Source organism: Microbaculum marinisediminis (assembly GCF_025397915.1).
Classification (GTDB): Bacteria; Pseudomonadota; Alphaproteobacteria; order Rhizobiales; family Tepidamorphaceae; genus Microbaculum; species Microbaculum marinisediminis.
In genome coordinates this window covers 438991-464354 of record NZ_JALIDZ010000002.1, presented here as the reverse complement: position 1 = coordinate 464354, position 25364 = coordinate 438991, and the positions used below count along the sequence as shown (strand labels likewise).

Below are 25364 nucleotides of genomic sequence, written 5' to 3'. Positions count from 1 at the left end.
CGGTGGTGTCCAACCGCTGCCGCGCTGGGGGCGAAGGCGTCGACCACTCACCTGAAGGAGGAGAGACGGGTATGGCACCCAAGCCGATGTCCGGGGGACCCGATATCGCCGCCGGCCGACTCACGGCCGAGGACTACCAGCGCAATTTCTCTGATCTGCACCCGCCGCTGACCCGGCACGAAGCGACGGTCGAGGCCGATCGTTGCTTCTTCTGCTACGACGCGCCGTGCACGATCGCCTGTCCGACGTCGATCGACATCCCGCTGTTCATCCGCGAGATATCGACCGGCAATCCGGACGGCGCGGCCAAGACCATCTTCGCCCAGAACATCCTCGGTGGCATGTGTGCCCGCGTCTGCCCGACAGAGACGCTATGCGAGGAGGCCTGCGTTCGCATGGAAGGCGAGGGAAAGCCGGTCAAGATCGGCATCCTGCAGCGCTACGCCACCGACCATTTCATGGAGGCGGGCGAAACGCTTTACGAGCGCGCCGAAGAGACCGGCAAGACCGTTGCCGTCGTCGGCGGTGGTCCGGCCGGGCTCGCCTGCGCCCATGCACTCGCCCGCAACGGCCATTCGGTGACGATCTTCGAGGCGCGGGAGAAGCTCGGTGGCCTCGATGAATACGGCATCGCCGCCTACAAGACCGTCGACGACTTCGCCGGCAAGGAGGTCGACTTCGTGCTCTCGATCGGCGGCATCACGGTCGAGACCGGCAAGGCGCTCGGCCGCGATATCGCGCTTGCCGACCTGCGGTCGAAATACGACGCCGTTTTTCTCGGCATCGGCCTTAACGGCGTCAACGCGCTCAGGGCCGAAGGCGAGGATCTCGACGGGGTGCACGACGCGGTCGACTATATCGCCGAGCTGCGCCAGGCCGATGATCTCTCCGCGCTGCCGATCGGCCGCCGGGTCGTCGTCATCGGCGGCGGCATGACGGCCATCGACATGGCGGTCCAGGCCCGCCATCTCGGCGCCGAGGATGTGACCATCGCCTATCGCCGCGGCGCCGAGCAGATGGGCGCCAGCGGCTTCGAGCAGGAACTGGCCCAGGTCAACGGCGTGCGCATCCTGCACTGGGTGAAGCCGAACGCGGTGACCGGCGACAACGGCCACGCGACCGGAATCGAGCTGGAGCGCACGCGCCTCGACGGATCAAGGGTCGTCGGTACCGGCGAGACGATCCACCTGCCGGCCGATATGGTGTTCAAGGCGATCGGCCAGACCCTGGTCGAGGATCCGCTGGCCGGAGAGCTGAAGATCGACGGCGGCAAGATCGTCGTCGACGACGAGGGCCGCACGTCGCTCGACGGCGTGTGGGCCGGCGGCGACTGCGTTGCCGGCGGCGAGGACCTCACCGTCCAGGCCGTCGCGCATGGCCGGGACGCGGCCGCGAGCATTCACCGGGCGCTCGGCGCCTGACGGGCCATGGCCTGTTGAAGGCTGGAGGAGGAGACAATGGCCGACCTTCGTTCTGACTTCCTGGGAATCAAGTCCCCCAATCCGTTCTGGCTGGCCTCCGCGCCGCCGACCGACAAGGAATACAACGTCGTCCGCGCCTTCAAGGAGGGCTGGGGCGGCGTCGTCTGGAAAACGCTCGGCGAGGACCCGCCGGTCGTCAACGTCAACGGGCCGCGCTACGGCGCCGTCCACGGACCGGACCGCCGGCTGCTCGGCCTCAACAATATCGAGCTGATCACCGACCGCCCGCTGGAGGTGAACCTTCGCGAGATCAAGACGGTGAAGCGCGATTGGCCGGACCGCGCCCTCGTCGTCTCGCTGATGGTGCCCTGCGAGGAGAAGAACTGGGCCGATATCCTCAAGCGCGTCGAGGAGACCGGGGCCGACGGCGTCGAGCTCAATTTCGGCTGCCCGCACGGCATGTCCGAGCGCGGCATGGGCTCGGCGGTGGGCCAGGTGCCCGAATACATCGAGATGGTGGCGCGCTGGTGTAAGGCGCACACGCGCATGCCCGTCATCGTCAAGCTGACGCCGAACATCACCGACATCCGCTATCCCGCCCGCGCCGCCAGGGCCGGCGGGGCGGACGCGGTTTCGCTGATCAACACCATCAACTCGATCATCGGCGTCAATCTCGACAACTTCGCGCCGATCCCCGAGATCGACGGCAAGGGCAGCCACGGCGGGTATTGCGGCCCCGCCGTCAAGCCGATCGCGCTCAACATGGTCGCCGAGATCGCCCGCGATTCCGAGACGTCGGGCATGCCGATTTCCGCCATCGGCGGCATCACCACGTGGCGCGATTGCGCCGAGTTCCTGGCACTCGGCGCCTCCAACCTGCAGGTCTGCACGGCGGCGATGACCTACGGCTTCAAGGTCGTCAAGGAGATGATCTCGGGCTTGAGCGACTGGATGGACGAGAAGGGCTTCACCGCGATCGACGAGATCGTCGGCCGTTCGGTCCCCAATATCGAGGCCTGGCAGTACCTGAACCTGAACTATGTGACCAAGGCCAGGATCGACCAGGATCTCTGCATCAAGTGCGGCCGCTGCCACATCGCATGCGAGGACACCTCGCACCAGGCGATCACGCACACGGTCAACGGCGTGCGCCGGTTCGAGGTGATCGACGAGGAATGCGTCGGCTGCAATCTCTGCGTCAACGTCTGCCCCGTCGAGAACTGCATCACCATGGAGCAGGTCCACGGGGTCGACCCGCGCACCGGCAAACCGATCCCCGACGAATACGGCAACTGGACCGAACATCCCAACAACCCGATGCGGGTGCAGGAAGCCGCGGAGTAGCGAACCAGCACGTTATGCCCGGGCTGGTCCCGGGCATTATTGTTCAAGACGAATATCGAAGACACGGGGCCAGTCCCGTGTTTTCCTTGACGGCACGTCGCCTCGTGCCGTCGCGGATCGGTTCCGTGGCGCCGCCTTTCGTTCGGGGACCCTGTGCCGCCGATTTCCGCCGTCATCGCGATGCTGGTCGCCGCCGTTCTGCTAATGGGCAGTCCCGGTCCGGCCACCATGAGCCTCGCCGCCTCGGGGGCCGCGTTCGGCATTCGCCCGGTCGTGCCCTACCTGTGCGGGATCTGTATCGGCACCGCCGGCGTGCTCCTGATCGTCTCGACCGGAGTCACCGGGCTCGTCCTTTCGGTGCCGGGCGTCACGCCGATGATCGTCGCGGTGGCGGGCGCCTATATCCTCTATCTCGCCTGGAAGATCGCAACCGCCCCGCCGCCGACGCAGGCCGCACACGATGACGAGGCGCCGTCCATCTTCGGTGGCCTTCTGCTGGCGATCGCGAATCCGAAAGCCTACGCCGCCATCGGCGCTGTCTATTCGAGCAGCGTGCTCGTGGACGGCAGACCGCTTGAGGATGCGGTCATCAAGGTCGCCGTGCTCTCATTCGTCATCGTCGCCGCCAATTCGGTCTGGCTGTTGTTCGGTGCCGGGCTTGCGGGACTACTGCGGCGCCCGAAAGCCGGCCGTGTGCTCAATATCGTCTTCGCCGGATTGTTGATTGCCTCATTTGCCCTGTCGGTCCTGCTTTGACGGCAGTCAGATGTTCTTGAAATGTTCATGTCGTGGCAGTAGGGTGCGCTTCCCTCTCGCAGGAGCGTATCCCGATGAAGCTGTATGGCGCGCCACAAACGCGGTCGGTCCAGGCCGTTTGGATGTTGGAGGAATGCGGAGCGCGCTACGAGCGGGTGCTGGTCGATATCCGGGGCGGAGCACAGCACACGCCCGAATATCATGCGATCAATCCGATGGAGAAGGTGCCGGCACTTGTCGACGGCGAAGCACGCATTGCCGAAACCGGGGCGATCTGCGCTTATCTTGCCGACCGGTTTCCCGAGGCCGAACTCGCTCCGAGGATCCACGATCCCGAGCGTGGCCGATATCTGCAGTGGCTGTTCTTTTCCGGAAGTTGTGTCGAGCCCTCCTTTATGGAGAAGGTTCTCGGAATCGACGTGAATCCCTCACAAGCCGGCTGGGGCAATTACGCGAAGGTTCTCGACGTGCTGGAGGAAGGGGTTGGCGACGGTCCGTGGTTGCTCGGCGACCGCTTCACGGCGGCTGATGTCGTGATCGGTTCCGGTCTTTACTTCGGGGTACGTCTGTTCGACCTGATCGCACCGCGGCCGGCCTTCGACGCGTATATCGACCGTTGCATGGCACGCTCCGCTTTCGTCAGGGCGCAGGAGCTTGCGGAAGATTGGACGTAAGGGCGTTGAGGTCCGCCCAATTGACGGCTAACGGGGGCCGCGTATAGGCCTGCCAGGTCTGGCGGGCAGTTGCCGAAGGCGCAGAGCACGGCCACCCCACGTGCCGCTCCCCACGTGAGGTGACGCTGGCCGCGCTAGCGCGGCCTCAAGCCATCGCAGAAGATGGTCAGGAGGGTCTTCTCGGCCGCCAGGGTCGGGTCGCCGTCGCCCGCTTTGTCGTCGGCGGCCTCGCCAAGCACGGCGCGCACCTGCACGTCGAAATCGGCGTAATGCTGGGTCGTTGCCCAGATCATGAAAATCAGATGGACCGGATCGACCGGCGTAATCCGCCCTTCGTCAACCCAGCGACGGATCACCTTTGCCTTGGCGTCGACCAGATCCTTCAGCGGGCCGCGCAGGAACTCGCCGATCGCCGGTGCGCCGTGCAGGATCTCGTTGCTGAACAACCGCGACTCCCGCGGCATGTCGCGTGCCATCCGCAGCTTGAGTCGGATGTACTTCGCGATTTCCTCGATGGGATCACCGCCCGCGTCGAGATGCTCCAGCGGTTCGAGCCAGGTCGCCAGCGTTGCCTCGAGAACCGCGCGATAGATGTCTTCCTTGCGCCGGAAATAGTAGAGCAGGTTCGGCTTCGACATGCCGGCCTTCTCGGCGATCTGGTCGATTGTCGCGCCGCGATAGCCGTAGGACGAGAAGGCATCCAGCGCCGCGTCCAGGATGATATTGCGGTTGATCGCCTGAATCCGCGTCCGCGGCTTCTTGCGCTGATTGGGGACCGGGGCGTTCATTCGCCCGTCTCCGCCCGCGCCTGCATCACGTTCCTCCTGGCCTCTGGTCGGTTGCCCGGCACGTACTGGCGCCGCGAATTCCTGCTCCGCTCACGATGTCGCGCGCGTCGATCCTAGCCGATGATCCGCGGACGCGGGACGCCGATTTACCGGGCGCGCACCGGGCAACGACACTCTGGCGGTCAAGCATATCCGAGTCTCTCGCGTCTTGCGCGGGCCTGGCCGGCGATGTCGGTACTGCGGCCGGCCAGAGGCCTACGCCAGCGAGCGGATTGCCGGCTGCTTCGTTGCCTGGGAGGATGCCCCGATACCGCGCAGGATGATCTCGACGACGTTGCGCTTGGCCTCTTCGAACTGGTCGTCCGATAGCGGTTCGCCGTCGTTCAGCGTGGCGATCTGATGGCCGAAGTCGGCATAGTGCTGGGTCGTCGCCCAGATCATGTAGAGCAGGTATTCCGGGTTGATCGGCGCGATCTTTCCCTCGGCGATCCAGCGCCGGATCACGGCGGCGCGGGAGTCGGTCCAGTCGCGCAGCGTCGTCTCCAGATAGTCCTGGATGACCGGCGCCTTGTGGATGATCTCGTTGGCCCAGACCTTCGAGCCCATCGGATGGGCACGCGAGATGTCCATCTTCTCGTTGATGTAGCGGGTCAGCGCCTCCACCGGATCGTCGCTTTCGTCGAATGAGTTGGCCGACTTGAGCCAGATGTTGAAAATGTCGTCGACCACGCGGCGGTAGAGCGCGAGCTTGGTGGGGAAGTAATAGTGCAGGTTCGCCTTGGGGAGACCGGCGCGCTCGGCGATCATCGCGGTGGTGGCGCCCTTGAAGCCGTATTCGGCGAAGACTTCCTCGGCGGCCTTCAGGATCGCGGCCTCGTTTTCCTGCCGGATTCCGGTCCGGCCATCCTGCCGAGCCCCGGTCGCTCCGCGTGCCGCTTCGCTGGGCATCCGCACCGTCCCCAAGCCTGATTTTTTGCCTTGACCAAATGGTCAAGTCATCCTAGCGTTTGAACCTGACCATTTAGTCAACTTTGGCAGATTTAAAGCGGAATGGCAATAAAACCGTTCGGATCGCCAAGAAGACGGTCAAGAAGAAGGGGGAAATCTCTGGTAAATCGCTTGTTCCGGCGCCGCGCTTGAGGGGCGCATGACCGGAAAGGCCGGTTCAGCGGTGCCCGGGCCGATCGCGGCCCGCCCACGCCGGCAAAATAAGGCGAATACCGGAATTCTCCCGCCGGATTAGGTCAGGCCGGACAGGTGAGGGAGGAGTCCATGGACCGGATTGCCAATGCCATCGGCGACACGGTGGCGCCGTCGTCGAGCGCGCGCGTGTCACCGGTCTTCAACCCGGCGACAGGCGAACAGGTCGCCGAACTGCCGCTGTCCACCGTTGCGGACGTTGGTCAGGCGGTGGCCGCCGCCAAAGCCGCGGCCCCGGCGTGGGGCGCGACCCCGCCGCTGAAGCGCGCGCGGATGATGTTCCGGTTCAAGGAACTGCTCGACAGGCATGCGGCCGATCTGGCCCGCGCCATCTCGCGCGAGCACGGCAAGACCCATGATGATGCCCTCGGCGAGGTCGCCCGCGGCATCGAGGTGGTCGAGTTCGCCTGCGGTATCCCGCACCTGCTGAAGGGCGAGTACAGCCGCAACGTCGGTCCCGAGATCGACACCTTTTCTGACCGCCAGCCGCTCGGCGTCGTCGCCGGCATCACCCCGTTCAATTTCCCGGCCATGGTGCCGATGTGGATGTATCCGGTCGCCATCGCCTGCGGCAACACGTTCGTGCTGAAGCCGTCCGAGCGCGACCCCTCCGCGCCGATGCTTGCGTTCGAGCTTTTCCGGGAAGCGGGATTTCCCGAGGGTGTCCTCAACATCGTCCACGGCGACAAGGAGGCCGTCGACGCGATCCTCGACCATCCCGACATCAAGGCCGTGAGCTTCGTCGGGTCCACGCCGATCGCCGAGTACGTCTATGCGCGTGGCACGGCGGCGGGCAAGCGTGTGCAGGCGCTCGGCGGTGCCAAGAACCACATGATCGTCATGCCCGACGCCGACATCGACAAGGCCGCCGATGCGCTGATGGGCGCGGGCTACGGGTCGGCCGGCGAGCGTTGCATGGCCGTTTCGGTCGCGGTGCCGATCGGCGAGGAGACCGCCAACAAGCTGGTCGAGACGCTGATCCCGAAGGTGCGCGGCCTGAAGATCGGTCCCTCCACCGATCCCGATGCCGAAATGGGGCCGCTGGTGACGCAGACGCATCTCAACAAGGTGCTCGGCTATATCGAAGCGGGTGTCGCCGAAGGCGCGGAGCTTGCCGTCGACGGGCGCGGGTTCACGCTGCAGGGCTACGAGAACGGCTACTTCGTCGGCGGCTCGCTGTTCGACAAGGTCACCCCCGACATGACCATCTACAAGGAGGAGATCTTCGGGCCGGTGCTTTCGGTGCTGCGCGCCCGCTCCTTCAACGAGGCGGTCGACCTGATCAACGCCCACGAATACGGCAACGGTACCGCCATCTTCACCCGCGACGGCGACGCCGCGCGCGCCTTCGCCGACCGGATCGAGGTCGGCATGGTCGGCGTCAACGTGCCGATCCCGGTGCCGGTCGCCTATCATTCCTTCGGCGGCTGGAAGCGCTCGCTGTTCGGCGACCATTCGATCTACGGCCCGGAGGGCGTAAGGTTCTACACGCGGCTCAAGACCGTCACCACGCGTTGGCCGGGTGGCATCAAGGACGGTGCGGTCTACACGTTCCCGACGATGAACTGATCTGGAACGTCAGCGAGGCACCGGGCGCCAACGGATCTGAAAAGGGAGCGACAGGGACAATGACAAGTCCGGCGGACAATCTCAGGATCAACGGCGAGCGCCTCTGGGACTCGCTCATGGAGATGGCCAAGATCGGCCCCGGTGCGCGCGGCGGCAACAACCGCCTGACGCTTACCGACGACGACAAGAAGGCGCGCGAGCTGTTCATCTCCTGGTGCGAGGGCGCCGGCTGCACGACCGCCGTCGACTCGATGGGCAACATCTTCGCCCGCCGCGAAGGAACCGATCCCTCGCTGCCGCCGGTAATGGTCGGCAGCCATCTCGACACCCAGCCGACCGGCGGCAAGTTCGACGGCGTCCTGGGCGTTCTGGCCGGCCTGGAGATCCTGCGTTCGCTCAACGACATGGGGATCAGGACGAAGCATCCCATCGAGGTCGTCGACTGGACCAACGAGGAAGGCTCGCGCTTCGCACCGGCGATGATCTCGTCCGGCGTCTTCGCCGGCGTCTACAGCCAGGAAGAGGCCTATGCGCTCACCGATCGCGACGGCAAGGCGCTCGGCGACGAACTGAAGCGCATCGGTTTCGTCGGCGACGAGACAGTCGGCACGCGGCCGCTCAAGGCCTTCTTCGAGCTGCACATCGAGCAGGGTCCGATCCTCGAGGCCGAGGAGTACGATGTCGGCGTCGTCACCCACGGCCAGGGCCAGCGCTGGTTCGACGTCAAGCTGACCGGTTTCGAAAGCCATGCCGGCACCACGCCGATGCCCCGCCGCAAGGATGCCCTCGTCGGCGCGGCGAAGCTCGTGCAGGCGGTCAACGAGATCGCCCTTGCCAATGCCCCGCACGCGGTCGGAACGGTCGGCGTGCTGGAGCCCTATCCCGGCTCGCGCAACGTCATTCCCGGCGCGGTGTCGATGACCGTCGATTTCCGCCACCCCGACGACACGGTGCTGCTCGGCATGGCCGACGCCCTGAAGGCGAAGATCGCCGAGGTCTGCGCCGAGCACAAGCTGACCGAGAAGACCCAGGAGGTCTTCTACTACGCGCCCGTCGCCTTCGACGACACGTGCGTCGCCGCGGTGCGCAACGCCGCCGAGCGGCTTGGCTACAAGCACCGCGACATCGTCTCGGGCGCCGGCCACGACGCCTGCTACATCGCCCGCGTGGCGCCGACCTCGATGGTGTTCACGCCCTGCGTCGACGGCATCAGCCACAACGAGGACGAGGATATTTCGCTGGAATGGGCCACCGCCGGCGCCGACGTCCTGTTCCACGCGGTGGTGGAGACGGCGGAGATCGTGGAGTGAAGGACCGTCCGTGCGCCGCACGGAGAGCAGGGTATTTCAATTAACGGACGCCCGAGGCACGAAGCCGGGGGCGGGGACGCGAAAGCGAACGGAAGTCAAGAACGACGGGAGCAGGCTATGTCGACAGTGATCAAGGGCGGAACGGTCGTCACGGCCGATTTGACCTACGAGGCCGATGTCGCGATCGAGAACGGCAGGGTCGCCGCGATCGGCAAGGGCCTTTCCGGTGACGAGACGCTCGATGCGACCGGCTGCTACGTGATGCCGGGCGGCATCGATCCGCACACCCATCTCGAGATGCCCTTCATGGGCACCTATTCCTCCGACGACTTCGAGAGCGGCACGCGCGCCGCGCTCGCCGGCGGCACGACGATGGTGGTCGACTTCGCGCTGCCGTCGCCCGACCAGTCGCTGCTCGACGCCCTGTCGATGTGGCACAACAAGTCGGGCCGCGCCAATTGCGACTACTCCTACCACATGGCCATCACGTGGTGGGGTGAGCAGGTCTTCAACGAGATGGAGACGGTCGTCCGCGAGAAGGGCATCAACACCTTCAAGCATTTCATGGCGTACAAGGGCGCGCTGATGGTGGACGACGACGAGATGTTCGCCTCCTTCCAGCGCTGCGCCGAACTGGGCGCGCTGCCGCTCGTCCACGCCGAGAACGGCGACGTCGTCGCCCAGCTCCAGGCCAAGCTGCTGGCCGAGGGCAACAACGGCCCCGAGGCGCACGCCTATTCGCGGCCGGCAGAAGTGGAGGGCGAGGCGACCAACCGCGCCATCATGATCGCCGACATGGCCGGCGTGCCGGTCTACATCGTCCATACGAGCTGCGAGCAGGCGCACGAGGCGATCCGGCGCGCCCGCCAGAACGGCATCCGCGCCTACGGCGAGCCGCTGATCCAGCACCTCACCCTGGATGAGAGCGAATACGCCAATCCCGACTGGGATCACGCCGCCCGCCGGGTGATGTCGCCGCCGTTCCGCAACAAGAAGCACCAGGACTCGCTGTGGGCCGGCCTGCAGGCCGGGTCGCTGTCCTGCGTGGCGACCGACCATTGCGCCTTCACCACCGAGCAGAAGCGCTACGGCGTCGGCGACTTCACCAGGATCCCGAACGGCACCGGCGGCCTCGAGGACCGCATGCCGATGCTGTGGACGCACGGCGTCAATACCGGTCGGCTCACCATGAACGAGTTCGTCGCCGTCACCTCGACTAATATCGCCAAGATCCTCAACACCTACCCGAGGAAGGGCGCGATCCTGGTCGGCTCCGACGCCGACATCGTCGTCTGGGATCCGTCGAAGGAGAAGACGATTTCGTCCAAGACGCAGCAGTCGGCGATCGACTACAATGTCTTCGAAGGCAAGCACGTGAAGGGACTGCCGCGCTATGTCCTGAGCCGCGGCCTCGTCTCCATCGTCGACGGCGAGGTGAAGACGCGGGAGGGCCACGGCGAGTTTGTCGCCCGCGAGCCGTTCCAGGCGGTCAACAAGGCGCTGTCGACCTGGAAGGAGATCACGTCGCCGCGCAAGGTCGAGCGCTCCGGCATCCCGGCGAGCGGGGTGTGATCGGTGCAGGCGACCGGTGAACCTCGAAAGCGGCCGCGCATCTGGCTCAACAGCCTTCAGATCCTGCTGTTGAGCCTCGCGTTTCTGTTCATCGAACTGATCGTTGTGGGGTTTGCTTTCGGCGAGCGGCCGGAGGGGACGAAGATCATCGGATTCATCATCGCGATGGGGATGTTCACCGTCCTTGCGGCCATCTTCCTGGGACTGCCATCATTCCTGATAGCGTTCCCGTTCGCTGGTCTCGCTATCCTGCTTTTCCGTGCTTTCGGCTACAGACCGGAGGTCGTCGCCGTGATCGCAACGCCTGTCGCGCTCGCCTTCGGCCTCTGGTTTGCCGTCAGCAGCCTCGACAACTCCCTGAGGTCGCTCGGCGGCGATATGCAGATGGAGCGATGGCACTACGCCCTGTGTTTCGTCACGACCGTGCTCGTGAGCGTCTGGATCTGGCAGCCGCACAAGGCGGTGCGAACCTGATGAAACCGCCGTGCGCTAATCGCTCCGGAGTGAGAGCCTAGAGAACCCTATGTCGGTCGTAGCAGCGAAAAACCTCAGTCTGACGTTCCAGACAAACGACGGTCCGGTTCACGCCCTGTCGGAGATCGACCTCACCGTCGAGCGCGGTGAGTTCGTCTCCTTCATCGGCCCGTCCGGTTGCGGCAAGACCACGCTGCTGCGCGTCATCGCCGATCTGGAACAGCCGACGTCGGGCGCGATCACCGTCAACGGTGTATCGCCGGACGAAGCCCGCCGCAGTCGCGCCTACGGCTACGTGTTCCAGGCCGCCGCCCTCTATCCCTGGCGCACCATCGCCCGCAACGTCGCCCTGCCGCTGGAGATCATGGGCCTGTCGAAGGCCGAGCAGCAGGCACGCATCGACAAGAACCTGGCGCTGGTGAACCTCACCGGCTTCGAGCGCAAGTTCCCCTGGCAACTGTCGGGCGGCATGCAGCAGCGCGCCTCGATCGCCCGTGCGCTCGCCGTCGAGCCGGATCTCCTGCTGATGGACGAGCCCTTCGGCGCCCTCGACGAGATCGTCCGCGACCACCTCAACGAGCAGCTGCTGCAGCTTTGGGACAAGACCGGCAAGACGGTGATCTTCGTCACCCACTCGATCCCCGAGGCGGTGTTCCTGTCGTCGCGCATCGTGGTGATGTCGCCGCGGCCCGGCCGCGTCCACGAAGTCATCGAGTCCAACCTGCCGCGCGATCGCACGCTGGATATCCGCGAGACCCCGGAATTCTTGAAGATCGCCCACCGCGTCCGCGAGGGGCTGCGCGCGGGGCACAGCTATGACGACTGAGGCGTTCTGCAACGAGCCTCTCCGGTCCCGGCTCGGCCTGCGGCCGTCCGGGACGACGACGGATGGGCATCGGGGTCTTCGGCGAATGCGAGGTCGCGTATGAGCCGAGGCGCCGACGATCGCGGCTTCTTCATGGACCGGGTGTTTCCGGTATCCGTCGTCGTCGTCGCCATCGTCGCCATCTGGTATGTCGCCGCCGTCTTTCTGAACGCGCCGTTCCAGCGCGATACCTACGAGCGCGCCGAACAGAGCTACACCACGGCCGAGCTCGTCGCCGCAACGCTCAACCAGGAGCGTCCGGTGCTGCCCGCCCCCCATCAGGTCGGGCAGGAAATGTACAAGACCGTCTTCCAGATCCAGCCGACATCGAAGCGCAGTCTCATCTATCACGGCTGGATCACGCTCTCCTCGACCCTGCTCGGCTTCGTCATCGGCACGGGTCTTGGCATCGTGCTGGCGGTCGCCATTGTTCACAGCCTCAACCTGTCGAAATCGCTGATGCCGTGGATCATCGCCTCGCAGACGATCCCGATCCTCGCCGTCGCGCCGATGATCATCGTCGTGCTCAATGCCATCGGCCTGTCCGGGCTGCTGCCCAAGGCGCTGATCTCCACCTACCTGTCCTTCTTCCCGGTCGTCGTCGGCGTGGTGAAGGGGCTGCGCTCGCCCGATCCGATCCATCTCGACCTGCTGCGCACCTACAATGCCAGCGGCAGCCAGGTCTTCTGGAAGCTGAGATGGCCGTCCTCGGTGCCGTTCCTGTTCGCCTCGATGAAGATCGCCATCGCCATTTCGCTGGTCGGCGCCATCGTCGGCGAGCTGCCGACCGGTGCTGTTGCCGGCCTCGGCGCGCGGCTGCTGGCCGGCTCCTACTACGGCCAGACCGTCCAGATCTGGTCGGCGCTGCTCGCGGCCGCCCTGATGGCCGCGGTTCTCGTCGGCATCGTCGGCCTGATCAACAAGCAGGTCCTGCGGCGCATGGGGATGGCGCAATGAGAAAGCCGTCACCCTTGCTTACCATCGCGGCTATCCTGGCCTTCGCCTCGCTGATGTTGCCGGCGGCGAAGGGCGGTTTCGGCATCATCACCCTGCCGACCCTGACCGGTGCCGCCGCTGCCGTCGTCATCGCAGCCGTCCTGTCTTACGCGGTTCCGGCCTTGACGATCCCCGCCACAGCGATCGCCGCCCATCTCGGCGCCTGGTATCTGATCGGAGCGGTCGCGTCGCTGTCGGGCGACGCCGGGATCGGCTTCTGGTGCCTCGTCGTCGCCGCCTGGCTCACCGCCTGGCGTTTGACCGATGCGCTGTCGGCGCTGGAGCCGCGCGCCGTGATCTGGCGCCGCCTGATCGGCGTGCTGGTGCCGTTGCTGTTCGGCGTCTGGATCCTGATCCTGTGGGAGCTGATCGTACGCGGCTTCGCCATCCCTCAGGTTCTTCTGCCGGCGCCGAGCCAGATCTGGACCCGGCTCGCGAGTTCCGTGCCGACCCTCCTGGCCGACTTCCGCCAGACCTTCCTCAAGGCCGTTCTGATCGGCTACGCGCTCGGCTGCGGTTCCGGCTTCGTGGTTGCGATCCTCGTCGACCGGGTGCCGTTCCTGCGCCGGGGGCTGCTTCCCATCGGCAACCTGGTCAGCGCGCTGCCGGTCATCGGCATCGCCCCAATCATGGTCATGTGGTTCGGTTTCGACTGGCCCTCCAAGGCCGCCGTCGTCGTGGTCATGACCTTCTTCCCGATGCTGGTGAATACAGTTGCCGGCCTGGCCGCTGCCGGCGCGATGGAGCGCGACCTGATGCGCACCTACGCGGCGAGCTACTGGCAGTCGCTGTTGAAGCTGCGGTTGCCGGCGGCGATGCCGTTCATCTTCACCGCGCTCAAGATCAATTCGACGCTGGCGCTGATCGGTGCCATCGTCGCGGAGTTTTTCGGAACGCCTATCGTGGGGATGGGCTTCCGTATCTCGACCGAGGTGGGCCGCATGAACATCGACATGGTGTGGGCGGAAATCGCCGTTGCGGCGCTCGCCGGCTCGGTCTTCTACGCGCTGGTGGCGCTCGTCGAGCGCACCGTCACGTTCTGGCATCCGTCCTATCGGTGAGGTGATCTCACGACGGGGCGGTGCCCAATCCGGAGGAGTGGAATGAAAAAGCTACTGATAGCGTCCATGGCCGCCGGCCTTGCCTTCGCGGCACTGCCGGCCAATGCCGCCGATAAAGTCGTCCTGCAGCTCAAGTGGGTGACCCAGGCCCAGTTCGGTGGCTACTACGTGGCCAAGGACAAGGGCTTCTACGAGGAAGAAGGCCTCGACGTCGAGATCAAGCCGGGCGGTCCGGACATCGCGCCGCCGCAGGTGATCGCCGGCGGGGGAGCCGACGTGATCATCGACTGGATGCCGCCCGCTCTCGCCTCGCGCGAGAAGGGTGTGGCGCTCGTCAACATCGCCCAGCCGTTCAAGAGCTCTGGCATGATGCTGACGTGCCGCAAGGAAACGGGCATCACCAGCCCGGAGGATTTCAAGGGCAAGACGCTCGGTGTCTGGTTCTTCGGCAACGAGTATCCGTTCCTGTCCTGGATGGCGCATCTCGGCATCCCGACCGAGGGCGGCCCCGATGGTGTCACGGTCCTGAAGCAGGGCTTCAATGTCGACCCGCTTCTGCAGAAGCAGGCCGACTGCATCTCGACCATGACTTACAACGAGTACTGGCAGGTCATCGACGCCGGCATCAAGCCGGAAGACCTCGTGGTCTTCAAATACGAGGACCAGGGCGTCTCCACCATGGAGGACGGTCTCTATGTCCTGGAGGACCGGCTCTCCGACCCGGCCTTCGTCGATGTCATGGCCCGTTTCGTCAAGGCCTCGATGAAGGGCTGGGAGTGGGCGCGCGAGAATCCGGAGGAAGCCGCGATGATCGTGCTCGACAACGATGCCACCGGTGCACAGACCGAAAAGCATCAGGTCCGCATGATGAAGGAAATCAACAAGCTGACCGAGGGCTCCGACGGCACGCTCGATCCGGCCGATTTCGATCGCACGGTCGAGATCCTTCTCGGCGGCAAGTCCGACCCGGTCATCACCAAGAAGCCGGAAGGCGCGTGGACCCACGCGGTCACCGACAAGATGAAGTCCATGTGAGGACGGGCGTCTTCGACGACGTGAGGCGAGGGGGCTTTGGCCCCCTCGTTTGCTATGAGGCCGGCGCAAGCCGGTCGCGCTCCGATTTCACATGCGCCAGTGAGCAGATGCCGAGCCAGTCGCGCAGGTGTCGGCGCATCGGCGTCGACCCGTCGGCCTCCAGCCGGCCGCTTTCCAGCGCATGGGACAGCGAGAGGTCGCCGCGCCAGATGTAGATCATGTCCGGCAGGCTGACGGTCAGATGCAGGTCGACCTCGTGGCCGGGATCGTCCACGCACATTTCGCAGGCGCCGTTTTCGTTGACGAACCACCAGTGGCGTTGCCGCAGCGGCCGGTCGTGGAAGTCGAAATGGACGACCGCGCGTCCCCGACCGAACGCCTGCGGCCGGACATCCTTCTCGAGCGCCCACAGCAGCAGGCCGAGATCGATCTCGTGTTCCTGCAAAGTGCGGCGCGACCATTTCTGCCCCCAGATGCCGAGCGCTTCGACGATCGGGGCGAAGTCCTGGCCCGCCGGGGTCAGGTGATAGGTCCAGCTTCGCCCCGTCTTCGAGCGCCTGCGTTCGACGATGCCCTCGGCCTCCAGCGCCTTCAGGCGTCGCGACAGGATCGTCGGCGAGGCAAGCGGCACGCCGCGCTGCACTTGCGCGAACCGGGTCGCGCCGGTCGCCAATTCCCTCAGTATGAGAGCCGTCCAGCGTTCGCAGAAGACCTCGGAGGCCTTCGCGACCGGACAGAACTGTCCATAGGTCTTCATCGCCGTCCTCCTGTTTCGTGGCAGCAAGGCTAACAACGGCGCGAATGCCTGCGATACTACAGATAATAGACTATTTTGCCGGCTCCTTGTGTGGTCGCCTGTCTGCCGGTCGAACGGCCCTCTCGTGCCGGACGGCCCGGAGCACGAGGAGAGCGACCATGCAGACCCTGAGGAATCCTGTTTCAACGCACGAAGATTTTTCGGCCGGGCCGGCGGCGCGCATGTGGGGCCTCGGCGGCAGGCACTATGACGATGTCTCTTTCGCCATCTCCGATGCGTTGGCGCACGCCGCCCAGCGTCTGGCCCCGACGCCGGGAAGCGATGTCCTGGACGTTGCGACGGGGACCGGCTGGACTGCGCGCAATTGCGCCCGCTACGGCGCTCGCGTCGTCGGCGTCGATTTCTCCGAAGAGCTTCTCGAGGCGGCGCGCGACCTGTCCGAGAACGTCCGGCCGCCGATCCGGTTCGCGTGGGCCGATGCCGAAGCCCTGCCGTTTGATGACGCGTCCTTCGACGGCGTCGTCTCGACGTTCGGCGTCATGTTCGCGCCGGGGCAGGCGCGCGCCGCCGCTGAGCTTGCCCGTGTCCTGAAATCCGGCGGCCGTCTGGTGCTGACGACCTGGCCGCCGGGCGGCACCGTCGAGACGTTCTTCGGCATCGCCGGCAAGTATGGCGATGCGCCCGCGCCTGCGGCCTCGCCGTTCGCCTGGGGCTCGCCGGCGGGCGTGAGCGCGCTGCTCGGGGCCGATTTCGATCTGACCTTCGAGGATGGCGTGAACAACGCCTATCACGAAAGCACGCAGCACATATGGGACTGGTACGTTCGCGGCTTCGGTCCGGTTCGCCAGATGGCGCAGGAACTCGAAGCCGAGCGTCTGGACGCGTTTCGCACCGAAATTGACGCCTACCACCGCCATTTCCTGACCGAAACCGGCCGATTGCACGTGAAACGCGACTATATGGTGACGATCGGCCGGCGGAAATAGCCGCGCGGATGGGCCAGACAGATCCGCCGGGCGGCAGCGGACATGCGCGATCGGCGCCGCTGCACCTGTCGAAACCGGGCATAACCGCGAATTGCAGGGTGCGCGCCGTGGCCATCTGGTGCATAGAAACGGGGACACGACCCTTGAGATGCATCCGGAAGGACCCATGGCAAACGTCACCGTCGTCGACCATCCGCTCGTCCAGCACAAACTGACGCTCCTGCGGGACAAGAACCGCTCGACCGCCGGCTTTCGGCGGCTGATCAAGGAGGTGGCGCTGTTCCTCGGCTACGAGGTGACGCGCGATCTGCCGATGAACACGATCCGCATCGAGACGCCGCTCTGCGAAATGGACGCGCCGTCGCTGCAGGGCAAGAAGATGGTGTTCGCATCGGTGCTGCGTGCCGGCGAAGGCATGATCGAAGGGCTGATCGAACTGGTGCCGTCCGCCCGCATCGCCCATATCGGCCTCTACCGGGATCCCGAAACGCTCAAGCCGGTCCAGTATTATTTCAAGGCGCCGGAGGACATTTCCGACCGCCTCGTGATCGTCGTCGATCCGATGCTGGCGACGGGCAATTCGGTCGCTCACGCCATTCAGCTTCTGAAGGACAAGGGCGCCAACAATCTGCGCCTCTTGTGCCTGCTGGCGGCACCTGAGGGCATCGCCGCGCTGCAGGCGCGCCATCCGGACGTGCCGATCTTCACCGCCGCGATCGACGAGTGCCTGAACGACCATGGCTATATCGTGCCCGGCCTGGGCGACGCCGGCGACCGCATGTTCGGGACGAAATAGCCGATCAGCGCGGCACGACCCGTTTCCGTGCGGGATGACGAGCGAATTGGCGGCTGACCGTCAGCCCTTTTCGTCGCCGAGCCACTTGTAGACGATACCGCCGAGAACGCCGCCGATCAGCGGGGCGACCCAGAAGAGCCAGAGCTGGGCCAGCGCCCATCCGCCGACGAACAGCGCCTGTCCGGTCGAGCGGGCCGGGTTCACCGAAGTGTTGGTGACCGGGATGCTGATCAGATGGATCAGCGTGAGCGCGAGCCCGATCGCCAGCGGCGCGAAGCCCGCGGGCGCGCGCTTGTCGGTTACGCCCATGATGATCAGCAGGAAGAAGAAGGTCAGCACGATCTCGGCGGCGAGCGCGGCCAGGAGCGAATAGCCCGCCGGCGAGTGTTCGCCGAAGCCGTTTGCCGCAAATCCGGTCGACAGGGCGAACTCGGCGTGCCCCGAGGCAATCACGTAGAGGACGAAGGCCGCCGCGATTGCGCCGACGACCTGCGCGATCCAGTAGGGCAGGATGTCGGACGTCGGAACGCGTCCGCCGGCCCACAGGCCGAGGGTGACTGCCGGATTGAAATGGCCGCCGGAGATGTGTCCGACCGCGTAGGCCATTGTCAGGACGGTCAGACCGAAGGCCAGCGCCACACCGGCGAACCCGATGCCCAGATCCGGTATCCCGGCGGCCAGAACGGCCGAGCCGCAGCCTCCGAAGACCAGCCAGAACGTTCCCAGGAATTCCGCACCGAGACGATTGGACATCGGCATGCCGTGGCCTCCCAATGAACTGCTGGAATATTAGCCGGTGAATAGTGTCTCCGATTCGTCCGTTACGGAAAGTAATTTGTATTGCCGACTTTGAAGTCGTCGCCTGGGCGCGCGCGAATTCGGACCTTCGAGCGGGCCGAAAGCGGCCATTCCCGATTATCTGTTTGCGAAATCCCCGCGACGCCGGAATATGCCGTCATGGACCAGACAGCCGATCGCCCGCCGTCGAACCTGTTCTACCAGTCCCGCGCTCGCCGGCCGCTGCTCGACCGGGCCGAAGGCGTCTACCTGTGGGACGTCGACGGTAACCGCTACCTGGACGGCTCGTCCGGCGCGATGGTCTCCAATATCGGCCACTCCAATCCGCGTGTGCTGGCCGCCATGCGCGATCAGATGGACAAGGCGACCTTCGGCTACCGGCTCCATTTCGAGAACGCTCCGGCCGAGACGCTGGCCCGCCGCGTTGCCGGGTTGATGCCGGACGGCCTCGACCGCGTGTTCTTCGTTTCCGGTGGTTCCGAAGCGGTGGAGAGCGGTCTGAAATTCGCCCGCCAATGGGCCGTGGCGACCGGCCAGGAGAGCCGCTGGAAGGTGATCTCGCGCTATCCCTCCTATCACGGCTCGACGCTCGGCGCGCTGGCCGTGACCGGGATGGCGCTGATGACCGCGCCGTTCTCGCCGATGCTGCGCGAGATGCCGCGCATTCCCGCGCCGACCTGCTATCTCGACCGCGACCCGCTCTCGATGGACGAGCGCGGCCTGCGCTATGCCGAGATGCTCAGGCAGGAGATCCTGCGGCAGGGGCCGGAGACGGTGCTGGGCTTCATCATGGAGCCGGTCGGCGGCGCCTCGACCGGCGCGCTGGTCGCGCCCGATTCGTACTACGCGCGCATCCGCGAGATCTGCGACGAGTTCGGCATTCTCCTGATCTATGACGAGGTGATGAGCGGGGCGGGGCGCACCGGCAAGTTCCTCGCCGCCGAGCACTGGGGCATCCGGCCCGACATCGTCGTCGTCTCCAAGGGCTTCGCCGCCGGCTATGCGCCGCTCGGCGCGATGATCGCCGGCCGCGCGCTGGTCGAGCCGGTGCTCGATCACGGCGGCTTCATCCACGGCTATACCTATGCCGGCAATCCGCTCGCCTGCGCCGCCGGTCTCGCCGTTCTCGACGAGATCCTGGAGCGGGACCTGATGGGCAACGCCGCGCGCATCGGCGATCACCTGAAGGCCGAACTCACCGGCCTTATGGCGCGCTATCCCTTCATCGGCGACGTGCGCGGCAAGGGCCTGCTGCTGGCGTTCGAACTGGTTTCCGACCGCGAGACGATGGCGCCGCTTCCGGTAGGCGACAACGCCTATATCCGGCTGGTCGAGCACGCCTATGAACGTGGCCTGATCATCTATTCCCGCCGCACCCGCGGCGGGCGCGAGGGCGATCATTTCCTCGTCTGCCCGCCGATGATCGCGACCGAGGATCATGTCGACGAGATCATGGACAAACTCACCGCATCGCTCGACGCGCTGTCCGACGAGCTCGGTCTGCCGAAGGGGAACGGGTGAGGCGGTCCGGCGAATGCGTCGATCTCGTCGGGCATTGCGGATAGGCTCGGACGCGCTCGCCCATATCTCACGACCCGTATGTTGTGATCCATATCGCGTGAATCGATGCTGCAGGAACCGGAATCGGAACTGAAATGAAGGTCGTCTACAACGAAGCCCAGAAGCGGCACTATCCGAAGCATTTCGTCGCAAGCGGCGTCATCACCCAGAACCCGGAAATGCCCGAACGCGCCGACCGGCTGCTCGCCGGCGCGATCGAGGCCGGTCTCGAACACGAGCTGACCGTGGAGCAGGGGCTTGTTCCGATCTCTGCGGTGCATTCGCCCGCCTACATCGAATTCCTGATGAGCGCCCACGAGCGCTGGACGCGCCGCCAGGGCGCGTCCGCCGAAGTGATCCCGAACGTCCATCCGGTTCGCAGCCGGTCCGGCTATCCGCGCTCCGTCGACGGCCAGGCCGGCTATCACATGGCCGACACCGCCTGTCCGATCTCGGCGGAGACCTGGGAGGCGGTGCGCCTGTCGGCGTCGACGGCGGCGCAGGCGACGACGGCCGTTCTCGACGGGGCCGCGTCGGCCTACGCGCTGTCGCGTCCGCCCGGTCATCACGCCTTTGCCGACATGGCCGGCGGCTTCTGCTACGTGAACAATTCGGGCGTCGCCGCGCAGGGCCTGCGCGCGGTCCACGACCGCGTCGCCATCCTCGACGTCGACCTGCATCACGGCAATGGCACGCAGGGCATGTTCTACGACCGCGCCGATGTGCTCACGGTTTCGCTCCACTGCGATCCGTCGCGCTTCTATCCGTTCTTCTGGGGATACGAGGACGAGCGCGGGGAGGGGGCCGGCTACGGCTACAACATGAACCTGCCGCTGGCGCGCCATTCCGCCGACGCCGCGTTTCTGGAAGCGCTCGACAGCGCCATCGCCCGCATCCGTGCCTACAGTCCCGGCGCGCTGGTCGTCGCGCTCGGCCTGGATGCCTACGAAGGCGATCCGTTCGGCGGATTACGGGTCTCTACGGACGGCTTTGGTCGTATCGGGGAGAAGATCGCCGGCTTGCGCCTGCCGACGGTGATCGTCCAGGAGGGCGGCTATCTCTGCGACGATCTCGGCCGGAACCTGACGCGTTTTCTCACCGGCTTCGGCGGGAAGCACAAGATCTAAATCCGCAGGGTCTTATTTGGCCTCCAGCCCCGTCGCGGCGAAGTCGACCACGCGGCCGATGATCGCTTCGACGTCGGTGAGGTCGCAGGCGCCGCCGGAGAGCGCCTCCAGCCGGCGCAGGTCGTGATAGAGCGCATGCAGCGCGCCCATGGCGAAGTGGAAGCGCCAGAGCAGGTCTTCCCGCGCCAGCTGCGGCAGGGCGCGGGACAGCGCGTCGACGAAGCGCTCCAGGTGGCGTACGTCCTGCTCGATCAGCGCGCGCATTTCCGGCGGGCCGTCCAGGACGGCGCGGGCGACGAACTGCATGTAGATCGACCGGCCGCCGGTCTTCCGCTGCTCTGTCAGGGTGGCCCGCAGGGGCGGCTCGAATAGGGCGCGCAGGATCTCGCGGACGGGGGCGGGCTCGGGTGCCGACCGCGCCTCCGCCGCGCGCAGCAGACGCGCCCGCTCGCGGTTGATCGCCAGGCCGCCGCGCCGGAACACCTCCAGAAGCAGCGCGTCCTTCGAGCCGAAGTGATAGTTCACCGCGGCCAGGTTGACCCCGGCCTCGGCCGTCAGCGCCCGCATGGTGACGCCGGAATAGCCGTGCGTGGCGAACATGCCCTCGGCCGTGTCGAGGATCAGCGTGCGCGTCTCCTCGCCACGGGGACTGGCCTGTTCCCCTTTTGAGGTTCCGGCCATCTCGGCGTCACGCCAGGTACACGCTGCCCTCTCCGCCGGTGCGGGCGGGATCGGTATTGCGGTACTTGCGAAGTTCCAGCCGCGCCATCTGGTTGCGATGCACCTCGTCCGGTCCGTCGACGATGCGCACGGTGCGGGCATAGGCGTAGGCGTTCGACATGATGTGGTCGGCGACGCCGCCGGCGCCGAAGGCCTGGATCGCCCAGTCGATGACCTTGATCGCCGCATGCGGCGCGGCGACCTTGATCTCGGCGATTTCTATGCGCGCCTCCTTGTTGCCGACCGTATCCATCTTCCAGGCCGCGTGCAGGGTCAGGAGCCGTGCCTGGTCGAGGGCGATGCGGGATTCGGCGATGCGCTCGGACCAGATCGACTGGTTGGCGATCGGTCCGCCGAAGGCATCGCGCGATTCCAGCCGCCGGCACATGCGCTCCAGCGCCCGCTCGGCGACGCCGATGATCCGCATGCAGTGGTGGATGCGGCCCGGGCCGAGGCGACCCTGCGCGATCTCGAAACCGCGTCCCTCGCCGAGCAGAATGTTGGAGGCGGGCACGCGCACGTCGTCGAACGCGATCTCCATGTGCCCGTGCGGGGCGTCGTCGAAGCCGAAGACCGGCAGATGGCGGACGATCGTCACGCCGGGATGCGGCAGCGGCACCAGGATCATCGACTGCTGCTTGTGCCGGTCCGGATTGTCCGGATCGGTCTTGCCCATGACGATCAGGATGCGGCAGCGCGGGTCGCCGGCGCCGGAACTCCACCACTTGCGCCCGTTGATGACGTATTCGTCGCCCTCGCGGCGTATTTCCATCTGGATGTTGGTCGCATCCGACGAAGCGACGGCCGGCTCCGTCATCGAGAAGCCGGAGCGGATCTCGCCGTTGAGCAGCGGTGTCAGCCACTGGGCCTTCTGTTCGGGCGTTCCATAGCGCTCGAACACTTCCATATTGCCGGTGTCCGGCGCCGAGCAGTTGAACATTTCCGGAGCGAAATGGCTGCGCCCCATGATCTCGCACAGCGGCGCGTACTCGACATTGGTGAGGCCCGCGCCGACCTCCGATTCCGGCAGGAACAGGTTCCACAGGCCCTGATTGCGCGCTTCCTGCTTCAGTTCCTCCAGCAGCGGCAGTGTGGTCCAGCGGTCGCCGCCCTCGTCGATCTGGGCGTAGAGTGCCGGTTCGTTCGGGTAGACGTACTCGGCCATGAAGGCGATGAGCTTCTCGCGCAGGTCCTTCACGCGTGGCGAATAGTCGAAATCCATTGGCTCCTCCTTGGGGCGTCCGGCTTTGGGGGGGCGTTCCGCTTTGGCTGTGATCCGAGCGCACAGTAATTCAAACGCGCGTTTGAATTCAAGCCTGTGGCAACTACGGATGCGGGCGTGCACAGCGCCATGGCCCTTGGCCGATCCGTCCCGACGCGCTAAGGACCCGGCATGGACACGACTTCGAGACCGGAACCGGTCGATATCGACACGCTCAAGGCGAAGATCGGCACTCTCGTGGGGCAATCCCGCTGGCGCGTCGTCGACCAGCCGATGATCGACCAGTTCGCCGACCTGATCTGCGATCACCAGTTCATCCATGTCGATCCGGAGCGGGCCGCCGGGACGCCGTTCGGCACCACCGTAGCCCACGGTTTCCTGACCCTGTCGCTCCTGGGTGGGCTGGCCGGCGAGGTCATGCCGTCCATCGCCGGGACGGCCATGGGCGTGAATTACGGCTTCGACCGGGTGCGGTTCGTCGCCCCGGTGCGCTCGGGCCGGAAGGTCCGGGCGACATTGACGCTCAAGGACGTCGATTCGCCCGAGCCGACGATCGCCGATCTCCTCTACGAAGCCGTTCTTGAGGTCGAGGACGAGGAAAAGCCTGCTGTCGTCGCCCTGTGGCGGGTCCGTGCCTACTTGAGCGACGGTGTCGCCTGACGGGCCGCCTATGGCGTCCGGTCCCGAAATTGCCTAGATTAAGAGGCCATCGTCGTATTCCGGGGAGCGTGCCGGATTGCGCGCCCGAACCGGACATTGAAATCAGATGCGCCGTCCGGGATTTTCCGGACCGCCCGGACCGTAGCTACAAGGCCTGACTCATGCGGTTGACCAAGCAGACCGGATACGCCCTGCGCATCCTTCTTCACTGCGCTCTGTCGCCGGAGCGGTCGGTGACGGTTGCCGAGATCGCGCGCACCCAGCACATCACCGAGCACAACGTCTTCAAGATCGTGCCGATGCTGGTCGAGGGCGGTTTCCTGGAGACGACGCGCGGCCGCGGCGGCGGAATCAAGCTCGCCTGCAAGCCCGGGGATATCCGCATCGGCGACGTCGTACGTGTCACCGAGGAGACGCACATCGAGGCCGAGTGCTTCGGTGGCGGCGCCGACTGCGCCATTCGGCCCGTCGCGCCGATCAACCGCATCCTCGACGACGCGCTGAGCGCCTTCATCGAGGTGCTCGATCAGCACACGCTGCTCGACCTCGTCAGCGCGCGTCCTGCGCGGCCCGGTGCGCCGGATCTCCTGGAGAGGCTGGCGCCGGTCGGCTGACCGCAATCGCACAGGGTCGCCGAATTGTCCGCCAGTCCCGTCGTCGTCGAAGTCACCCGCGGCCCGCTCGTCGAAAGCCGCCATAGGGGTGCCCTCGCCATCGCCGATGCGAAGGGCCGTATTGTATTTGCCCTCGGCGACACGAATTCGCCCGTCTATCCCCGCTCGGCGGTAAAGGCCTTGCAGGCTCTGCCGCTGGTCGAGGACGGCGGCGCCGATGCCTTCGGGTTCACGCCTGCCGAGATCGCGCTCGCCTGCTCCTCCCACAACGGCGAGCCGGCCCACGTCGAGGCGGCCCGTTCGATGCTCGCCAAGGCCGGGCGCGACGAAAGCGACCTCGAATGCGGCCCGCAGCCGCCGGCCCGCGACGAGGACCGATGCGCCCTGCGCCAGGCCGGTCGGGTGCCCGGCCGCATCCACAACAATTGCTCCGGCAAGCACGCCGGCATGCTGGCTCTGGCGGTCCACATGGGCGTCGATCCGAAGGGCTATTCGACCGCGGATCATCCGGTTCAGCGCCGCGTGCGGCAGGCGATGCAGGACATGACCGGCGCCGCGCTGTCGGCGGACCGCTGCGGCATCGACGGCTGCTCGATCCCGACCTGGGCCGCGCCGCTCGACGCCTGGGCCGTCGCGTTTGCGCGGGTCGCCACGGGCGAGGGCGTCGGCAAAGGCCGCGCGGCGGCGCTGAAGCGCATCCGCGAGGCCTGTCTGGCGCATCCCTTCATGGTCGCCGGCTCGGGGCGGTTCTGTACCCAGTTGATGGAGCGGGCGGGACCGCAAGCCTTCGTCAAGACCGGTGCCGAAGGCGTGTTCTGCGCTGCCTTCCCCGAGACCGGCCTTGGCGTCGCCCTGAAGATCGACGATGGCGCCTCGCGGGCCTCGGAGGCGCTGATGGCCGCCACCGTCCTCGCGTGCGCCGGGCTGAACGACAGTCAGAAGGCGGCGGTCGTGCCGATGGCCAATCCTCCGGTCATGAACCGGATGGAACTTCGGGTCGGGGAGCTCCGTGTCGCCGCCGACATTCGCGACCGGATCGCGGCTACGATGCGCTGATCG

Annotated in this window: 25 protein-coding genes; 19 read left to right on the top strand and 6 right to left on the bottom strand. The window is 66.0% G+C overall.

Annotated elements, in window-relative coordinates; genetic code table 11:
• The first annotated feature begins 71 nt into the window (after positions 1–71).
• From MUB46_RS05515 to MUB46_RS05500, 4 genes are all read left to right on the top strand, one after another.
• Positions 72–1421 (top strand): NAD(P)-dependent oxidoreductase, encoded by a 1350-nt coding sequence (locus tag MUB46_RS05515; protein ID WP_261614876.1) that lies wholly within the window; start codon positions 72–74, stop codon positions 1419–1421.
• Between the two features lie 36 nt (positions 1422–1457).
• Positions 1458–2765, top strand: a complete 1308-nt coding sequence (gene preA, locus MUB46_RS05510; RefSeq protein ID WP_261614875.1) for an NAD-dependent dihydropyrimidine dehydrogenase subunit PreA — start codon at positions 1458–1460, stop codon at positions 2763–2765.
• Positions 2766–2918: 153 nt separating this feature from the next.
• Positions 2919–3521, top strand: coding sequence for a LysE family translocator (locus MUB46_RS05505; protein WP_261614874.1), 603 nt, complete (start codon positions 2919–2921; stop codon positions 3519–3521).
• A 74-nt stretch (positions 3522–3595) separates the two neighbouring features.
• Positions 3596–4195: a glutathione S-transferase family protein gene (locus MUB46_RS05500; protein WP_261614873.1), complete on the top strand. Its 600-nt coding sequence runs from the start codon at positions 3596–3598 to the stop codon at positions 4193–4195.
• Positions 4196–4329: 134 nt separating this feature from the next.
• Here the strand turns inward: MUB46_RS05500 and MUB46_RS05495 are convergent, their stop codons facing one another.
• Both MUB46_RS05495 and MUB46_RS05490 read right to left on the bottom strand, forming a co-directional pair.
• Positions 4330–4983, bottom strand: a complete 654-nt coding sequence (locus tag MUB46_RS05495; RefSeq protein WP_261614872.1) for a TetR family transcriptional regulator C-terminal domain-containing protein — start codon at positions 4981–4983, stop codon at positions 4330–4332.
• A 255-nt stretch (positions 4984–5238) separates the two neighbouring features.
• Complete coding sequence (locus MUB46_RS05490) at positions 5239–5931, bottom strand: TetR/AcrR family transcriptional regulator (protein WP_261614871.1); 693 nt, start codon at positions 5929–5931, stop codon at positions 5239–5241.
• A 324-nt stretch (positions 5932–6255) separates the two neighbouring features.
• Here MUB46_RS05490 and MUB46_RS05485 point away from each other — a divergent pair, with 324 nt between their 5' ends.
• From MUB46_RS05485 to MUB46_RS05450, 8 genes are all read left to right on the top strand, one after another.
• Positions 6256–7752: a CoA-acylating methylmalonate-semialdehyde dehydrogenase gene (locus tag MUB46_RS05485; protein WP_261614870.1), complete on the top strand. Its 1497-nt coding sequence runs from the start codon at positions 6256–6258 to the stop codon at positions 7750–7752.
• Positions 7753–7811: 59 nt separating this feature from the next.
• Entirely contained in the window at positions 7812–9062 is a 1251-nt protein-coding gene (locus MUB46_RS05480) for a Zn-dependent hydrolase (RefSeq protein ID WP_261614869.1), read from the top strand.
• A gap of 117 nt (positions 9063–9179) precedes the next feature.
• The gene (gene hydA / locus MUB46_RS05475; RefSeq protein ID WP_261614868.1) at positions 9180–10634 is read left to right on the top strand and encodes a dihydropyrimidinase; all 1455 of its coding nucleotides are present in this window, start codon (positions 9180–9182) and stop codon (positions 10632–10634) included.
• A gap of 3 nt (positions 10635–10637) precedes the next feature.
• Complete coding sequence (locus tag MUB46_RS05470; RefSeq protein ID WP_261614867.1) at positions 10638–11108, top strand: hypothetical protein; 471 nt, start codon at positions 10638–10640, stop codon at positions 11106–11108.
• A gap of 49 nt (positions 11109–11157) precedes the next feature.
• Complete coding sequence (locus MUB46_RS05465) at positions 11158–11934, top strand: ABC transporter ATP-binding protein (protein WP_261614866.1); 777 nt, start codon at positions 11158–11160, stop codon at positions 11932–11934.
• A 99-nt stretch (positions 11935–12033) separates the two neighbouring features.
• The gene (locus tag MUB46_RS05460; RefSeq protein ID WP_261614865.1) at positions 12034–12930 is read left to right on the top strand and encodes an ABC transporter permease; all 897 of its coding nucleotides are present in this window, start codon (positions 12034–12036) and stop codon (positions 12928–12930) included.
• Positions 12927–14030: an ABC transporter permease gene (locus tag MUB46_RS05455; RefSeq protein ID WP_261614864.1), complete on the top strand. Its 1104-nt coding sequence runs from the start codon at positions 12927–12929 to the stop codon at positions 14028–14030. Before MUB46_RS05460 ends, MUB46_RS05455 begins: the two co-directional genes overlap by 4 nt.
• A 42-nt stretch (positions 14031–14072) precedes the next feature.
• Complete coding sequence (locus tag MUB46_RS05450) at positions 14073–15065, top strand: ABC transporter substrate-binding protein (protein WP_261614863.1); 993 nt, start codon at positions 14073–14075, stop codon at positions 15063–15065.
• Between the two features lie 52 nt (positions 15066–15117).
• Here the strand turns inward: MUB46_RS05450 and MUB46_RS05445 are convergent, their stop codons facing one another.
• Complete coding sequence (locus MUB46_RS05445) at positions 15118–15822, bottom strand: winged helix-turn-helix transcriptional regulator (protein WP_261614862.1); 705 nt, start codon at positions 15820–15822, stop codon at positions 15118–15120.
• A 158-nt stretch (positions 15823–15980) separates the two neighbouring features.
• Between MUB46_RS05445 and MUB46_RS05440 the strand changes: the two genes are divergently transcribed.
• Both MUB46_RS05440 and upp read left to right on the top strand, forming a co-directional pair.
• Entirely contained in the window at positions 15981–16808 is an 828-nt protein-coding gene (locus MUB46_RS05440; RefSeq protein ID WP_261614861.1) for a class I SAM-dependent methyltransferase, read from the top strand.
• A gap of 166 nt (positions 16809–16974) precedes the next feature.
• The gene (upp, locus tag MUB46_RS05435) at positions 16975–17604 is read left to right on the top strand and encodes a uracil phosphoribosyltransferase (protein WP_261614860.1); all 630 of its coding nucleotides are present in this window, start codon (positions 16975–16977) and stop codon (positions 17602–17604) included.
• A gap of 60 nt (positions 17605–17664) precedes the next feature.
• Here upp and aqpZ read toward each other — a convergent pair whose 3' ends face one another.
• Positions 17665–18357 (bottom strand): aquaporin Z, encoded by a 693-nt coding sequence (gene aqpZ, locus MUB46_RS05430; RefSeq protein ID WP_261615007.1) that lies wholly within the window; start codon positions 18355–18357, stop codon positions 17665–17667.
• A gap of 204 nt (positions 18358–18561) precedes the next feature.
• Here aqpZ and MUB46_RS05425 point away from each other — a divergent pair, with 204 nt between their 5' ends.
• Both MUB46_RS05425 and MUB46_RS05420 read left to right on the top strand, forming a co-directional pair.
• Positions 18562–19923, top strand: coding sequence for an aminotransferase family protein (locus MUB46_RS05425; protein WP_261614859.1), 1362 nt, complete (start codon positions 18562–18564; stop codon positions 19921–19923).
• A gap of 134 nt (positions 19924–20057) precedes the next feature.
• Positions 20058–21089 carry a histone deacetylase family protein gene (locus MUB46_RS05420; protein ID WP_261614858.1) on the top strand — a complete coding sequence of 344 codons (1032 nt, stop codon included), beginning with the start codon at positions 20058–20060 and terminating at the stop codon, positions 21087–21089.
• Between the two features lie 12 nt (positions 21090–21101).
• On the opposite strand, the gene MUB46_RS05415 is transcribed toward MUB46_RS05420, so the two are convergent.
• Positions 21102–21770 (bottom strand): TetR/AcrR family transcriptional regulator, encoded by a 669-nt coding sequence (locus tag MUB46_RS05415; RefSeq protein WP_261614857.1) that lies wholly within the window; start codon positions 21768–21770, stop codon positions 21102–21104.
• Positions 21771–21777: 7 nt separating this feature from the next.
• The gene (locus MUB46_RS05410; protein WP_261614856.1) at positions 21778–23031 is read right to left on the bottom strand and encodes an acyl-CoA dehydrogenase family protein; all 1254 of its coding nucleotides are present in this window, start codon (positions 23029–23031) and stop codon (positions 21778–21780) included.
• A 171-nt stretch (positions 23032–23202) separates the two neighbouring features.
• Between MUB46_RS05410 and MUB46_RS05405 the strand changes: the two genes are divergently transcribed.
• The 3 genes from MUB46_RS05405 to MUB46_RS05395 all read left to right on the top strand — a co-directional run bounded on the left by MUB46_RS05405 (position 23203) and on the right by MUB46_RS05395 (position 25361).
• Complete coding sequence (locus MUB46_RS05405; RefSeq protein ID WP_261614855.1) at positions 23203–23691, top strand: MaoC family dehydratase; 489 nt, start codon at positions 23203–23205, stop codon at positions 23689–23691.
• 161 nt (positions 23692–23852) lie between these two features.
• Positions 23853–24305, top strand: coding sequence for an RrF2 family transcriptional regulator (locus MUB46_RS05400; protein WP_261614854.1), 453 nt, complete (start codon positions 23853–23855; stop codon positions 24303–24305).
• A 24-nt stretch (positions 24306–24329) separates the two neighbouring features.
• Positions 24330–25361 (top strand): asparaginase, encoded by a 1032-nt coding sequence (locus MUB46_RS05395; protein ID WP_261614853.1) that lies wholly within the window; start codon positions 24330–24332, stop codon positions 25359–25361.
• Positions 25362–25364: the final 3 nt, after the last annotated feature.